Annotated in this window: 14 protein-coding genes; 5 read left to right on the top strand and 9 right to left on the bottom strand. The window is 32.9% G+C overall.

Annotation, left to right across the window (positions count from 1 at the left end; translation table 11 throughout):
* Nucleotides 1-150: 150 nt before the first annotated feature.
* Entirely contained in the window at nucleotides 151-2811 is a 2661-nt protein-coding gene (gene ppsA, locus KHA93_RS00540; RefSeq protein ID WP_213108933.1) for a phosphoenolpyruvate synthase, read from the bottom strand.
* A 720-nt stretch (nucleotides 2812-3531) separates the two neighbouring features.
* Here ppsA and KHA93_RS00535 point away from each other — a divergent pair.
* Nucleotides 3532-4143, top strand: a complete 612-nt coding sequence (locus KHA93_RS00535) for a cadmium resistance transporter (protein ID WP_213108932.1) — start codon at nucleotides 3532-3534, stop codon at nucleotides 4141-4143.
* Nucleotides 4144-4521: 378 nt separating this feature from the next.
* On the opposite strand, the gene KHA93_RS00530 is transcribed toward KHA93_RS00535, so the two are convergent.
* The 3 genes from KHA93_RS00530 to KHA93_RS00520 all read right to left on the bottom strand — a co-directional run bounded on the left by KHA93_RS00530 (nucleotide 4522) and on the right by KHA93_RS00520 (nucleotide 6210).
* Nucleotides 4522-4836 carry a hypothetical protein gene (locus KHA93_RS00530; protein WP_213108931.1) on the bottom strand — a complete coding sequence of 105 codons (315 nt, stop codon included), beginning with the start codon at nucleotides 4834-4836 and terminating at the stop codon, nucleotides 4522-4524.
* Nucleotides 4837-5026: 190 nt separating this feature from the next.
* Nucleotides 5027-5566: a manganese efflux pump MntP gene (locus KHA93_RS00525; protein WP_349772334.1), complete on the bottom strand. Its 540-nt coding sequence runs from the start codon at nucleotides 5564-5566 to the stop codon at nucleotides 5027-5029.
* 227 nt (nucleotides 5567-5793) lie between these two features.
* Entirely contained in the window at nucleotides 5794-6210 is a 417-nt protein-coding gene (locus KHA93_RS00520; protein ID WP_213108930.1) for a VOC family protein, read from the bottom strand.
* Between the two features lie 613 nt (nucleotides 6211-6823).
* Between KHA93_RS00520 and KHA93_RS00515 the strand changes: the two genes are divergently transcribed.
* Nucleotides 6824-7222, top strand: coding sequence for a VOC family protein (locus KHA93_RS00515; protein WP_213108929.1), 399 nt, complete (start codon nucleotides 6824-6826; stop codon nucleotides 7220-7222).
* A 1059-nt stretch (nucleotides 7223-8281) separates the two neighbouring features.
* Here KHA93_RS00515 and KHA93_RS00510 read toward each other — a convergent pair.
* The gene (locus KHA93_RS00510; protein WP_213108928.1) at nucleotides 8282-8473 is read right to left on the bottom strand and encodes a hypothetical protein; all 192 of its coding nucleotides are present in this window, start codon (nucleotides 8471-8473) and stop codon (nucleotides 8282-8284) included.
* Between the two features lie 213 nt (nucleotides 8474-8686).
* Between KHA93_RS00510 and KHA93_RS00505 the strand changes: the two genes are divergently transcribed.
* Complete coding sequence (locus KHA93_RS00505; RefSeq protein ID WP_213108927.1) at nucleotides 8687-9232, top strand: sigma-70 family RNA polymerase sigma factor; 546 nt, start codon at nucleotides 8687-8689, stop codon at nucleotides 9230-9232.
* The gene (locus KHA93_RS00500) at nucleotides 9207-10574 is read left to right on the top strand and encodes a DUF4179 domain-containing protein (RefSeq protein WP_213108926.1); all 1368 of its coding nucleotides are present in this window, start codon (nucleotides 9207-9209) and stop codon (nucleotides 10572-10574) included. Before KHA93_RS00505 ends, KHA93_RS00500 begins: the two co-directional genes overlap by 26 nt.
* A gap of 100 nt (nucleotides 10575-10674) precedes the next feature.
* Here the strand turns inward: KHA93_RS00500 and KHA93_RS00495 are convergent, their stop codons facing one another.
* Entirely contained in the window at nucleotides 10675-11265 is a 591-nt protein-coding gene (locus KHA93_RS00495; RefSeq protein ID WP_213108925.1) for a carboxypeptidase-like regulatory domain-containing protein, read from the bottom strand.
* A 428-nt stretch (nucleotides 11266-11693) separates the two neighbouring features.
* Here KHA93_RS00495 and KHA93_RS00490 point away from each other — a divergent pair, with 428 nt between their 5' ends.
* Nucleotides 11694-11897: a hypothetical protein gene (locus KHA93_RS00490; protein WP_213108924.1), complete on the top strand. Its 204-nt coding sequence runs from the start codon at nucleotides 11694-11696 to the stop codon at nucleotides 11895-11897.
* A 38-nt stretch (nucleotides 11898-11935) separates the two neighbouring features.
* Here the strand turns inward: KHA93_RS00490 and KHA93_RS00485 are convergent, their stop codons facing one another.
* From KHA93_RS00485 to KHA93_RS00475, 3 genes are all read right to left on the bottom strand, one after another.
* Nucleotides 11936-12805: an alpha/beta fold hydrolase gene (locus KHA93_RS00485; RefSeq protein WP_213108923.1), complete on the bottom strand. Its 870-nt coding sequence runs from the start codon at nucleotides 12803-12805 to the stop codon at nucleotides 11936-11938.
* Between the two features lie 408 nt (nucleotides 12806-13213).
* A complete protein-coding gene (locus KHA93_RS00480; protein ID WP_213108922.1) occupies nucleotides 13214-13474 on the bottom strand; it encodes a hypothetical protein in 261 nt (86 codons plus the stop codon).
* A 367-nt stretch (nucleotides 13475-13841) separates the two neighbouring features.
* The gene (locus tag KHA93_RS00475) at nucleotides 13842-14417 is read right to left on the bottom strand and encodes a DUF1697 domain-containing protein (RefSeq protein WP_213108921.1); all 576 of its coding nucleotides are present in this window, start codon (nucleotides 14415-14417) and stop codon (nucleotides 13842-13844) included.
* Nucleotides 14418-14516 lie beyond the last annotated feature (99 nt).

The raw sequence follows: 14516 nt of genomic DNA, 5'->3' as shown, positions 1-14516 counted from the left end.
CTCTTAATAACTTCAACAAAAAAAGCGTTAATCCTTCGATTAACGCCCCCTTTAGTTGAACAAAAAACCTTAAAACATAAAAATAATTATTCAATAACAAAAGATAAACATTTCAATATAACATCTTTCATACTGTAAGGTATTCAGCAATTATAATATTTCGATATACCCTTCTGTTCCATGCACGCGAATTCGTTGCCCGTCTTTTATCAGTTTGGTAGCATTCTCCACACCTACAACTGCTGGCAAGCCATATTCACGTGCAATAACCGCTCCATGTGTCATCAATCCACCAACTTCGGTGACGAGTCCTTTTATAGATACAAACAATGGTGTCCAGCTAGGGTCAGTAAAGGCAGTGACTAATATATCTCCATCTTCTAAATCAGCATCATCCATGGTTAAGATGACACGAGCGCGTCCCTCTATTACTCCGGAAGAAACAGGTAGACCTACAATAGCTTCGGCTGGGAGATTTTCTCGTTTGTACTCACCTACAATGATTTCACCATCAGACGTAATAACACGTGGAGGAGTTAGTTTTTCATATAATTTGTACTCGTCTTTTCGTTTGCTGATGATCTGTCTGGTCGCAAGCTCTGCTTGCTGCTCGACCAAGCAACCTGGGTAATCTAATTTATTTGTGCATACGACTTCGTGAAGTTCTTCAAAAGTGAGATAGTATATATCTTCTTTTTCATGAATAACGCCCGCTTGTACGAGTTGTTCGGCTTCTTTCAGTAAAGCTTGCTTATAAACGAAGTAGCGATTAACCATGCCGTATTTTGGATATTCCCTAAAGCCGCTGAAATTCCGGATTAGGTCGATCATTCGTTTTGTTTCTTTGGCTTTTTGTTCACCCTCCGGTAATTGCTTCAATCGCCCTAATAACTCTTGTTCTTTTTTCAAAGCTTCCTGTCGCCCTTGCTCAAATTTTCGCTTGCTAGCATTAGGCTCAAAGTTTTTGATATTACTAAGAATCAGGGGGACAAGTGTAGTAGGTTTTTCGCTCCAACGAGTTTTAGTAATATCGATTTCTCCGGTACATCGCATTCCATATTTGCTGAGATAAGCATTGATAGCATCTTGGCTTTCCAGTCCACCCTCAAACTTACCTATTTTCTCCAAAAAGTTATCATCTTTTACATGCTGTAAATAATCAATTACTTCTGGATAAGGGCGAATCACATCTGCTACATCCAATAGCGCCAGCCCCATTTCCGAAGTAATATTGTTTGGTACAGATTGAGAAAGCGTATCTGCTACGTTTTTTTCACCTAACCACTTGTTCATTTTTTCATTGATCCATGTTGAAGCATCCATAGCAGCCATAATCAAACCCAAACTTTGTGGGTCAAATAAAATCTTCTTTAATTGCTGGATATCTTCTAGAATAAAATCAAATAAATCTAATCCTGATTTCGTCTGGATGTTTTGTTTTAACTCTTCTATCGATGTTTGACTACTCTTAATCAAATCAGAAACAATTGTCGAATCGTTTGCGATTTGTGCTTGAAAACCTGCAGATGACATACCTTTCTTGCTTTTACCGGGATTCTGTTCTTTTTTATCATTTGGTAACGATTGGGTAAAGTCTCCTCGTTCTATGATAGTCGTAAGTGCGTCTTTGATGAGCGGATCGTGTTGTCCCATGTTTTTCAATAAAGTTTCTCTGCTAACAGCTGAAGTCAGCATAGGGGTAACATCAACAAACAACCTTCCACCAGCTTTACGCATAGGTGCAGGAGTCGTTAAAAGGAAAAAAGACAATCCCAATGGTTTCATGGGGTCGGTCATCATTTGTTGATGACCAACAGATACATAGACGCGATTTTCGTGGGTCTCACCTGCTTCAGGGATGGGGTATAAAGTAGTGATTGGACGACTCTGGACGATATAAAATGTATCATCAACTAAACACCATTCAATATCTTGCGGGGAACCAAAATAAGCTTCGATCTGTCTTCCGATGCGTGCTAGTTGTAAAATTTGTTGATCAGTTAGTGTTTGTGTCTTTTGCTGATCGGGATCGATCTGCTGGGTCTCTGTTCCACCTTCTTTTAGTCCATATATAGCCAATTTTTTAGCTGCTATCATCTTATCGACGATTTCCTCTGCCTGTACTTTATAGCAATCGGCAGATACCAAGCCCGAGACAAGGGCCTCTCCTAGTCCAAAGCTAGCATCGATAGATAATAGCTTTCGATTGGAAGTAATCGGATCAGCAGTAAATAAAATTCCTGAAGCTTGTGGAAACACCATCCGTTGAATAATAACGGATAAATACACTTGACTGTGGTCAAATCCGTTTTGCATACGGTAAATTACGGCACGATCCGTAAATAGGGAAGCCCAACATTTGCTGATGTGTTGCAAAATGCCTTCTTTTCCGATGATATTTAAATAGGTGTCTTGCTGACCGGCAAAAGAGGCATGTGGTAAATCTTCAGCAGTTGCACTAGAACGCACTGCATAAGCATGTTCATCACCATATTGGGAGAGATAGAGAGTAACCGCCTTCACAACATCAGAAGGAATTTCTACTTCCATAATGATTTGTCGAATCTTCCTGCTGATTTCACCAATTTGATCTCGATCTTCTACTTTAAGCATTGTTAGTTGATCCAACAAAGCATGATACACTTCGTTTTGTTCGATGGCTTTTTGATATCCCACTGTTGTAACACAAAATCCTTCTGGAACTTGTATTCCTTCAATTTTTGATAATTCCCCTAAATTTAACCCTTTTCCTCCAACGAGCATAAGCTGCGTTTTGTCCATTTCCTGAAAACCGAGAACCACAGAACTCATTCTCCATCTCTCCTAAACATTAATGTTCTATTGATTTTAGCAGCAGTAAATGAGCATAAAAAGTCTATATTAACCATTTTCTAAATGCTATAATTAAATTAGGAAGAATTCAAAAAAATAGCTAGACCTTACCATAAAGTAAGCTAATGCCCCAGCTCCCCCCTCGAAATCAACTCAATACCTTTTAACCCACAATGAATATGGATAAAGTCAATTTTTTCCATTTAATCTGTTTTTTTCAAAAATACCTTGTATTAATATGAGATATCAAGCTCTTATTAAATAATTGCTTCGTTAATAAAAAACTGGTGTAGTTTAAGCACATTATTGTACAAAGTATTAATATTTCTGAAGTGGATTACCTTTCTTTCCCCCTATATTGTCCAGTTTTATTAAGTTGATCTGTTTCCTATAATTCTTTCAAAAATATGTAACCTTTCCATTTCATTATTTCCAGATAGTTCATCAAATTTTTACCCCGTTTATCATATATTCTTACAAACTGACTTTCAAAAAAAAAAATACTTGTATGCTTATCCCTTTAACCTGTTTCGTACGTTAATTACTACAACAAACAAAGCGTTACATCCTTCTTCCTGGCAGGAATCTTATTACACCACTCCTTGCCGTTTGTTCTCATATATCTATATTAAAAAAATATATTAATATTACCCCTGAAAATGATAACAACCTTTTACAGAAAGGAATCGTTTGGATAATATGTTATCTATTATTGCTTCTACTATCGTGCTTTTTACTGCAACGAATATTGACGACGTCTTCCTGCTGATTACTTGGTTTTCACAAGCAAAGACAACGGAACAGAAACTTAATGTTGTGGCTGGACATTGTCTTGGATTTATTATTCTTCTTACATTAAGTTTAATTGGAGCATGTGGGGCTATGCTCATTCCTAAAGAGTGGCTAGGGATACTTGGATTAGTTCCTATTTATATTGGCATAAAATCACTGATCGCAGCGCCCCTATTTAGAGGAGTGACATCTATTAGATTAGTTTGGATAATAAACACTGCTACAATCACAATTGCAAATGGTGGTGATAATCTCGGTGTTTACATTCCATTTTTAGCAACCAATAGCCTTTTTAATATTATGTTGATTGTGGTTATTTTCATTATTCTATTAGCAGTATGGTGCTATCTAGGATATTTATTAGCTCACCAACCGTTAATAGCTTACACTCTACAAAGTAAAGGTCACATTATTGTACCTTTTATTTTCATAGGATTAGGTATCATTATTTTAATTAAACAAGAGACAATCCATTATCTTTTTACCAAGTTTTTATCATCCTTTATTAATCAGTCTTAAAACGGGTTGATTTAAAAACACACTTACATGTCACTCTTCTTCTCACCCTTTAAGTTAATTAGAAAAAGCCAACAAATTGTTGACTTCTTCGTAATAGTTAGCGTTTAGGAAAGTTAAGATTGATTAATTAATTGCTAATCTCAAGGCTTTCTTTATGAAGTAATCCATACTTCGATAGGTTTATTGCCTTCTAAACTCCTGCAGATTTCTGCAGGAGTTAGTCCTTTTCTTATTAACTGAAGTTTACAGTTTAGATATTTCTATAGCCTTTTTAATCTCATTGGCCAATTTTCCAAGAGGGTGATTTTTGGGTACTTCTAATATTTTTTCCTCAATGATAGTATAACCTCTTTTGGATTTTTCATAGAGCTCAACTGTTTAGCCTTCATGTTCATTCCAATAAATAGATACATATTTAAGACTTTTTGTAGCTTTGGAATACCCCTTTATCCCTAATACTTTTTCAATAACTGACTCTTTACTTTCTTCATCAGGGGTCAAGACATCAAATAAATCGAGAGCTTTGTTTAATTTCCCCTCTAATTCGCTATCAGAGAAAGGTGAGTTCAACTTAAATACTGTATCTACCTGAGATAACGAACCTTCATATTTTTTTGATCTACTATTTGGAATAATAATCAAATTACCCTCTAAATCACTAAAAATTGAAGCAATTCCATGATTGGTTCTCAAGTCTGTTCACCCTATTACTTCATAATTTCTTCTTTAATCTTAATATCTCAATTATTTGCATATTCTACTATCTTTTTCAACTGCGACTCTTGAGAACTAGTGAGCTCTACTGAAGTAATGCTAATTCGAGTAACGTTTTTGTATAATATTTTTTATTACATTTTCCATGTATATGGGTAAGAAAAAAAATTTATAAAATTTGCTTTAGTGCAAGAGTGATTAATATAAGCCCACCTATGAGGGAAGAGTATTTACCTAGTATTTTTGTAACTATTCTATTACCAACTACATTTCCAAACCAAATGGCAATATACCCCCAAATAGTGATACTGATTATTGTTAGCCAGATCATCGATTCGTTTATAACGGTTAATCCAAAACCACTTGCAATATTTGTAAAAGATAGGGCAAATCCAAGGAAAATAGCTTGTCGGATACCAATTTTCCCCACCTTTACTTCTAGTTTATTACCACAAACCAAAAAACAATATTCACTATAAATGATGAATATACCAATACCAAACAAAACACAACAAGATAATATACCTGCTTCTCTCGGAGAAATAAATTGTGAAATCATAGAACCCGAATAAGCCCCAATTAGGGCAAAACAGAATCCGATAGAATTAACAATCATATTAAACCAGAAAGGAATATGGGTATTTTTGAGCCCATAGGCAATTCCTACAGACGTATTATCAAGATTTGTACTTATCCCTATCATATTCACAATTAACAAAGAACTAAACCAATCTAAATCGATTATTTCGCCCCCTTTTGAGTACGAATAATAAATTTTTTACTGCTTTTACCCGAGGCATAACTCCTAATTACATGCTATGTAAGGGGACATCTTTTGTGTACCCAAGTTCCGTTACTTTTTGTTCAACCTACACCGTTACATAAATAAGAAAAATGCGTCTCCATTTATAGAAACGCACTTGTTAGTTTAATAATTTAATCACTACCACCAAATACCATTACATAGCCATCTAAATCTTTAACAGCAAATTCTTTCCATTGCCCATTTCCCATAGTCTCAATTTTTGGTCCGTATGCAATAATAGCACCTTTTGACTTAAATTCCTCATACAACTTCCCAACACCCTCAAAATTAGAGTAAAAATATGAATCCCATCCACTATTTTTTCCTTCCCACTGAATATTGTCTGGTTTTGCGTTGGGTCTTACATCACCAGGATGCTTAGCTTGTTGAAGGATAAAGCCAAGGTTATTTCCACGTTCTGCATGTCCCCAACCATCTACACTAAATCCTAGGATATTTTGATAATACATTTTTGATTTATTAAAATCTGATACAAGTCTTACTTGAAGAAAATTCTTAAGATATATTTCCTGTTCTACCTTTTCCATATATCCCCCTCCATTTCTAGATAAATTATTCTACATACTGTTCCATTAAACCTTCTTATTAAAATCGTTCGGTAATGAAAGATTGTTCTTAAACGAAATTGATCCTTGCAATAACAAAGTCTGTTGTTTTTCTTCTTATTCATAGACTGCATTCCACAAGCTGCGGCAAGTATTTTAGTGTTTTTTAGCCACTAAAAAAAAACTGAATAAATTCGCCATTTTAACGTATAGATGACCAATTGCCTTTTTCTTTACTATTCTTTCTTCTACATTAGAATCACAATATATAAAATGAATATGTTCTGATTTTGGATTGATTGATGGAAATGCAACAAAAGATGAAAAGTATTAATCGAACGAAGTTAAAAATGAAAAGGAAAACTTCGGGGAACAGAGAAAAAGAATATCCCGATTGTGAATCGTTCAAAATGGTACTAAGGATCTCCAAAAGAATAAAGCACTCGGGCTGGAATAATTTAAAGGAGAGACAGACGATATATATTAGTAATGAATAATGTAAATACTGATTAATATTTATCATCGATTAAAGGTGAATTATTAAAGTAAATAGAATATAAGCATATGTATATTTATCGGATATAGGTAGTTAAGTTTGTTGCAAAAACATATTGATTCATTAGATCATATTCAAATTCCTGTTAAAGATGTGGAAGAATCTATCGAATGGTACACTAATCATCTTGGTTTTCATCTTCATGGAAGGCCAAACCATGACCAAATGGCTTTTCTCTGTTTAGACCAAGAAAATGATGCTGATAACAGGCCTTTATTTCTCCTATGGAAAACAAATGAAAGTACAAACATTCACTTTACTAAAAATGTTGTACAAATGCCTGTCTTATGCTTTAAAACCAATGATATACACTTGTTGCGAGACAAATTAATAGAAGCAAAAATACAAATTGCTAGTTTTACAGATGAAGGCTGGGCTTATTGTATGGATTTTTACGATATTAATGGAAATTTAATTAACGTAACTGAATACAATTAAAAAGTTGAAGATATGGATTTCTATCTCGTTAAACTATATTTTGAAAGTAAGAGAGAATTGAGGTTATGATTTGTTAGACAGGAAATCAGATGAACTATATTTCTTTAGCAAGGACAAACTCCTAACAATTTTCCTAAAAGATAGGAGTAAAATCATCAATTTTGATAGACTTTAACGGCAGTTCTTCTTTTACTTTTGTTGTCGATACTACATTGGAAGGTGCTGGTTACGTGGGCGAGTAGTATTCAAAAATAGTTAGGAGTAAGTAAAAACCGCCACAATGAAAGCTCTAATCTTCAACTCTATCACCATTTAGGTAGTATAAGAGCTTTTTAATTCACATTCATATCAGAAAGTATTTTATCTTTGTACATATTCACTTATTCCATCATATGACCAATATATTCTTCACCAGCCAATTGTTGTTAATGGTTGATTCAAAGAAGAAACTGCTTTTTTGATTTCTTTAACATCACCTTTTAATGCAATAGATATAAAGTAAGTAATGAAAATAAATATGATAAAGCAAAAATAAATTCATATACTTTCTCAAAAAAAAACCACCATTTAACCTTGGTTAGAACAATAAACATTTAGAGAATTCCATTCATTTTTGAACTTTATCTTTAAAATAACTTTCTATGAAAGTAGTAAAAAAGAAGGATTGCTAAGCAAATCATCGTATTAAGTATTAGCATCTTCTCGTTTTGACTTGATTAGATATTTAATTCACTTTCTAAGGAAAATAGCCAATAAAGGAGATAAAATTAAAGTAACTACTATACTTTGGATAAGTGTTAAAATAATGTCTTTTTTCCAAGTATTACTTTTCGGGTAGCGATTATTTATTCTTTGAAATAAGAGAAATATTGCCCACCAAAATAATAAAGCATAAATAGCTGAACTGAAGCTTTCATAAAACAAGTTGCCTCACACCCCTTATAATGTATATTAATTACTTCGATATCCTTTCAAAAATACCTGCATGTTCAACTATCCGTTAGTTAAATAAGAAAAAGGCTGCATTTTAGCAGCCAGATCTTGAAGCATAACTCCCAATTAGTTCAACCCGTATTTTTTCTTTATAAATGATTTATTCCCAATAATAATAAGTACTGCGAGCCATACCATCCATATAAAATCCTCCTCAACCGAAAAAATCAATATTGTAATTCGATAAAAAGCAGCAATATTGCTTAAAACAGCTATATAAAGAGTTATGCTTTTCACACTAGAATATGCCTTGTACATTAACCCGCCCTTTAAAAATAAAGGCGAGATCTCTTAATTGAAGATAAACAGATGTTACTTTAATAAAAACCATTACGACAATAAACAAAAATAATGGAACGATTCTAACCCCAAATTTGTCTAATAAGTAGTCACGTTTGGAGACGGCTAACCAACAATGTCTATACGGATGGATTCATAGTAAAATAATGCCAAATGAAAGGGAGGGGTCCAATGTCTATTTTCAAATCATTTTATCAGAATTCAGATTCTGAAGAGGTTTCCTTCGAAACACTAATCAAAAAAGAACAGGAAAAACTTTATAAGGTTGCCTTTTCATATGTAAGAAATGAGCAAGACGCATTAGACATCGTACAAGAAGCAATCATAAAGGGTTATCAATCTTTTAAAAGATTAAAGGATATTAAATACTTCGCAACTTGGATAACTCGCATTCTAATAAACACTGCTATAGATCATATAAGAAAGAAAAAGGACGTAATTGTTCTAGAACCCGAATGGTTTGACCCCGGACGAAATGAGGAAAATAATTCGATTATAACAATGGACATAAATCTTGTATTCGAGCAACTTAAACCTCAGCAAAAAACTTTATTATTATTGCGTTTTTATTATGGCTATTCTATTTCAGAAATATCGGAAATACTTAGTAAGCCTGAAGGAACAATTAAATCCCAACTACATCGCACCCTTCAATTAGTTAAGGTAAAACTTGAAAATGGAGGAGATACATATGGAAAAGCTTCAACGAGATATTAAGAGTATGGTAGACAATGTAGCCATACCAACTGATAAACTTAATAAAACCGTCCATACAGCCATATCTATTGTAAGAAAACAAAAAAAACATTCGCTCTTTAATAGGCAACATGTAATGGTTAGCATTGCTTCTATTTTTGTTTTTGTAATTGTAGCTATATTATTTGCCACTAACTATCCAAAATCACCTGAGTTAGCAGAAGGAATTACTAGCAAACAAACTACTGAATACTTTTCATATGATGATAGTATCTTTTATGCTGTAGGCGATGATGGGTTAAAAAGAATGGCAATTGAAGGAAGAGTTAAGGATTTATCACTAGAATCAGAAGACCAGAAGATAAAAGTTATTCTAAAAGAGGGATTTTTAGACAGCCATCAAATGGCATTGTCATATCGAGTAGAATTTAATGATGAGGTTGCCAGTACACATGATAACACGACAATAGAAACTGAGCTCCTGGTTGATGGTATTTCCAATGGTAATTCAGGCTTTGGTGGGATGAAAACCAAAGAAATACGCGAAAAAGGTGACATCTTTCACTTCGAGACTTCTAATGATTTCCCAACAAATCCGGAGCTAGAGGTTCGCATACATTCTATTAATGGTGTCCAGGGCAATTGGTCCTTCACTTTTAACTTACAAAAGGAAAAAGAGTATATTAAAAAATCAAGCCTTGCATCTAAAGAGGACAATTCTGGTAATTACCTTTCCGTAAATAATGCGTATCTAACTCCATCTAAGTTAGTGTTAAACACAAAAACTGAAATTACATTAAATAAAGCCATGCCAGATAATAGTTTTCTTTTTATGTCGGTTGTTGCACTAGGACCAGATGGAAATAATTATCTTTCAGATCCTTTAAGACAGTACAGCAACGATAGTGGTGCATCATATGATCCAATTACCGATAATAGAACAATAAATGAATTTCTAGAAATATCAAGAGGAATAAGTACTTATTCCTATAAAATTGTACCGTTTATCGCAACTTATAAGGGCGAAAAAGTTGGTGAATACGGATATAAGTGGAATGAGATCACTTCCCCTTTCAATCAAGGAGCAATACTAGAAACAGACTCTTTGATTAAAGTTGCAGAAATTATTAATAATACAGACGAGACTGTTGTATACTATGAAATGGAAGATTTATTACCAATCTTTCCAAAAATTATAGATCGTGAAAATGACATAATGCTTGAGGCATTATCCTTTAAAAAAGATGGGAAATTTATAAAAGTAACCTATCCAAAGATAAGCAACCCTGAAACCTTGGAGTTATTAATGTACGACGCTACTTATAAAGTATTTAAAGAATTGGAGATTGGGATAGATTTCTAAGATGATGCATCCTAACAAATAAATTAAAAAAACTATTAGGTTATCTAAAGAAAAAGTTCAAGCTTGAGAAGCATTCTTTTCTCTGGCTTGAATTTTTTAATTATATTATCTCGATTTCCTTCATCAAAAGAGCAAATTTAGGTCCCCAAGGAGCTGGTGAAATAGACTTTTCTTTAATATTTTGTCTTTTTAACCCTAATTTATTTGCATAATAATCAAGCATTTCAAAAACTGTTAAGCGATGAAAACTTCCGTGGAGAAATTGGGGTTCATTTCTTCTGTTAGGATCTATTTGCCAAAGAGAAATTGTAACTCTTCCAGTATTGTCGTTATATTCATTGATTGGAACACTAAAGTCAATATGCTCGTTATAACCATTTGCAATCGCTATTACAGTAACCTCTCCCATATTTTTCATAGGAAACCTACTATCTTTAGGCACTGAAACAGCTATTGTTGCTTCCCCGTTGGAATTTGTTAATTCTGTTGATATTATCTCTCCGCCTGAGTTTATTACAACTATCCTAGCGTTGTTTATTGGAGTACTTTGTTTTTGTGATGGACTAATAGTTGTCATCACTTTAATATTCAGTATTCCGTACACTGCATTTTCATTTGTCTCTCCAAATACTGATAAAGACGGATTGAAACAAATAATCATAATAACTATCATAAAAATCTTTTTAACCAAGGATTATCACTACCTTTCATCTAGTTTACTCCTCAGTATTTTTTGATTTTCTTTATAAATAAATACATTTTATTATTATTGGACCATACTGCGCTGTTGAAGATATAAACGAGCAGTCTCGAAATCATCGGAATTCCAATATAACCTAACTAAAACACCCAAAAACAGCTCCATTTTAACCAACTTTTCATATCCTTTTCCCCTTTTTTTATATTCACTTACTAAAAATTCTCTTATTTTACCCATGCCCGTTAGTTTAATAAAAATTCTATAAAAAATACGTTAATCCTTCTGGATCAACGCACCAATTACTTTAAGTGGAATGGTTCACATTACTTGTTCTGCATACGATAATTTATTCATACATATATTTATATTGAATTAGGACAAGTCGTGAAAAATGTAATAAACAAATTGGAGGTATAAGATTGAAAAACATGGAAAAGGATTATCAAGGCAATATTCAAAACAGGGACAATATAAGCGTTAATAACAACATTAGTCTTTCAATTAATTTAGGTGATTCACTAAACTTATTAACCCTAATTGCAGGTTTATTTATCGTTAAAACAATCTCAAAACAATACAAACTAAAAAAGAAATTGCAAAAGGAGAATAAAAGAAAAAAATGATTGTAGAAGGCTTTCCCCTTCTGCAATCATTTTGAACTTTAGCATAAAGATTTCTTGAGGATTTCTTCCCATTGAGATAAATAAAGTAAGTGTCCTTCATCATCGAGAAATGAATTAGTAGAATTAGTATACTTTTCTCTAAGATACATCGAAGTCGAAGGTGTCCATATGTTATCCTTCCTACCTTGCCAAATATTCACTTTAATATTGGATGATGGTTTATTTAGTGTTATTTTTTTACACAATGCAAGAGCATCATTATACACAGCTGCCCCCTTATTATGATACGCCTCTACTGCACCTTTAGTAATTACAAGCTTTAAATTTGCATCATTTACAATTCTTTTATCTTCTTCAACCATTTGATTAATAGATTTTTGTATCGTAGTTTCTAAATTATTGGTTAGATCCTGACTAAGTTTACGAAAGAATGTTTTTGACATCCACGGAAAATATCGATTCATATACGATATCATCTTCCAATTTGAAGGGAGTATCTTTTTGGTTTCTTTACTATTTAAAGGTATTGCACTGCTAACTAGGTTAAGAGAAATGACTTTTTCTGAATACTTGTCTGTGAAAACTTGGCTAAAAAGCCCACCTGCTGAATAACCAATAACTGAAACTTTTTGAATTCCTTTACAATCAAGCAACTCATTTATGTCATCAGCTACATCTTCCATTGTATATTTCTCAATTAAAGTCGAATCTCCATATCCTGGACGATTCACTGCAATAAAGTGAATATTGTTTTTATCTAATATTTCTGTATCAGGATGAATGGCACTGGCTGAAGAACCAAATCCGTGAAAGAAAATAACTTTATTCTCATTCTTATCACCATAACTCTTAAATGATAATTTACGATTATCTCGTAGATGAATATATGAATCTTTAAAATTGTTCAAGCTTATTTACCTCATTTCAATTTTATGAACCGATAATTTACACTTTAATTGAACTCCCCACCACTTAACAAACTTATAGAACCAGGTGATCATAAACCCTTCATTTTTTTACTTTTAAGTTTCTTCCCTAAATCATTAAATATAATTTCACCCAAACTTTTTATCCTTCTATTAAATAAAAAAACACCTTCTACAAAACTTTAGAAATAATAAAATTTTTTTTTTTTTAATCAGGATCCTTTAGTTTGATAGTTAAGTAGGAGGCCTCAATCCATCGACCTTATTACTTTTGTTAGAATAAGACCAGCTATTTGTGTATACACAGATAAAGTATATATCAAATCAAAAATACACTGTCGTTTCTTATGAAGTTACAGTGTATTATTACTCTAGATTTAGTTTATTTTCTTACTTAGTTCCAATGTGATTAAGTGCATTAACAACCCACACAGTGTAGCCCGCAAACAAGATTAAACAAATAAAAGATAAGCTGATGGTGATATTCTTGGCTTTTCCCTTTGGCATAAAGAAAGATGTGATAAGAGCTGCTATAAACAATATAATGTCCCAAAAGTATAATGACGCTCCAAGTCTATGACCAAAAAACATATACAAAAAAACAATGATAGCGATAACGAGACAAAAGATAGAAAGATACTTTTTTACCATTTTTCACCTCCAACAAGAAAATTCTAACATAAATACCCCATTATCATATACAAAATTTTTAATTTATTTAGTACCAACAACCTATATCATTCCACTAAAGAAGCCAGAGTGCATTAGTATAGAAAGCATTAAAAGTCATGATATTCGCCCATATTTTAGCTTTCTTCCTGAATATGTTTGACTACATTAGGTAATTTCTGAAGCAAATAAATATTTTTAGAATTTACTGTTTTTTAAAAGCTTCTGTAACCTTATTCTTTCGCACAGTAAAAAAAAGCCGCCACAATGACAGCCCTAATATCAGTTAGCTAAAAATGGAGTACTTAGCGAAATTAGTGTTCTTTCCATATATCATATATGTTAATAATTATTTCTCACTTCTCTTATGGTTGAATTCTTCTACCATAAGAGAAAGCTTAGTGAGAGTTTTCCAATTGCGGACAGTTGCTGGAACCTCCAGCTTTTTCAGATTATTAGCGAGTTTGGAATTTCGAATGCTGTCATAGAATAAAAGATAAACATCTCTTCCATTTATGACACAGAGTTCTTTTTCATGTGTATAAGTTAATAACTTGTCACTATTGAACTTGGAAGGAGCTTTAGGCAACAATGCAACATGTAGACATTCCCCTTTAGATGAAGTGCTCGCTTCTGAGATCATTTGATCTGAAAAAGGGCATTGACTAACAATTTGCTGTAATTCTTCGGCTGTCCTAATGATAACACTACTGTTTATCCCATAACCCTCTTCAATTTTATTATGAATTTTCTTTTGTAAAGTCTCCTCAGGTTCGCTCGATTCAAAAAGGATGTTTCCACTTTGGATATATGTCTTAATGTTTTGTAATCCTAGTTGTTCAAGGGAACTTCTTAAGTCTGCCATTTTTATTTTATTATGTCCCCCTACATTTATCCCTCTAAGTAGTGCAATATATATGGTCATACTATCCCACCTAACATACTTTATAGAAATTTAGGTTTACATGTGTAACTGTTCTTATCCTGCTTCTTCACTTCAACAGAATCGTCTTATCATTCACAA

The organism is Lederbergia citrisecunda (genome assembly GCF_018343695.1).
Lineage (GTDB): Bacteria > Bacillota > Bacilli > Bacillales > Bacillaceae_C > Lederbergia > Lederbergia citrisecunda.
This window is presented reverse-complemented; position numbering and strand designations above follow the sequence as displayed.

What these genes read in the sequence shown, in the direction of transcription:
- ppsA (WP_213108933.1), bottom strand. Translation starts at nt 2,811, where the DNA reads ATGAGTTCTGTGGTTCTCGGTTTTCAGGAAATGGACAAAACGCAGCTT.
- KHA93_RS00535 (WP_213108932.1), top strand. Translation starts at nt 3,532, where the DNA reads ATGTTATCTATTATTGCTTCTACTATCGTGCTTTTTACTGCAACGAAT.
- KHA93_RS00520 (WP_213108930.1), bottom strand. Translation starts at nt 6,210, where the DNA reads ATGGAAAAGGTAGAACAGGAAATATATCTTAAGAATTTTCTTCAAGTA.
- KHA93_RS00510 (WP_213108928.1), bottom strand. Translation starts at nt 8,473, where the DNA reads ATGTACAAGGCATATTCTAGTGTGAAAAGCATAACTCTTTATATAGCT.
- KHA93_RS00505 (WP_213108927.1), top strand. Translation starts at nt 8,687, where the DNA reads ATGTCTATTTTCAAATCATTTTATCAGAATTCAGATTCTGAAGAGGTT.
- KHA93_RS00500 (WP_213108926.1), top strand. Translation starts at nt 9,207, where the DNA reads ATGGAAAAGCTTCAACGAGATATTAAGAGTATGGTAGACAATGTAGCC.
- KHA93_RS00480 (WP_213108922.1), bottom strand. Translation starts at nt 13,474, where the DNA reads ATGGTAAAAAAGTATCTTTCTATCTTTTGTCTCGTTATCGCTATCATT.
- KHA93_RS00475 (WP_213108921.1), bottom strand. Translation starts at nt 14,417, where the DNA reads ATGACCATATATATTGCACTACTTAGAGGGATAAATGTAGGGGGACAT.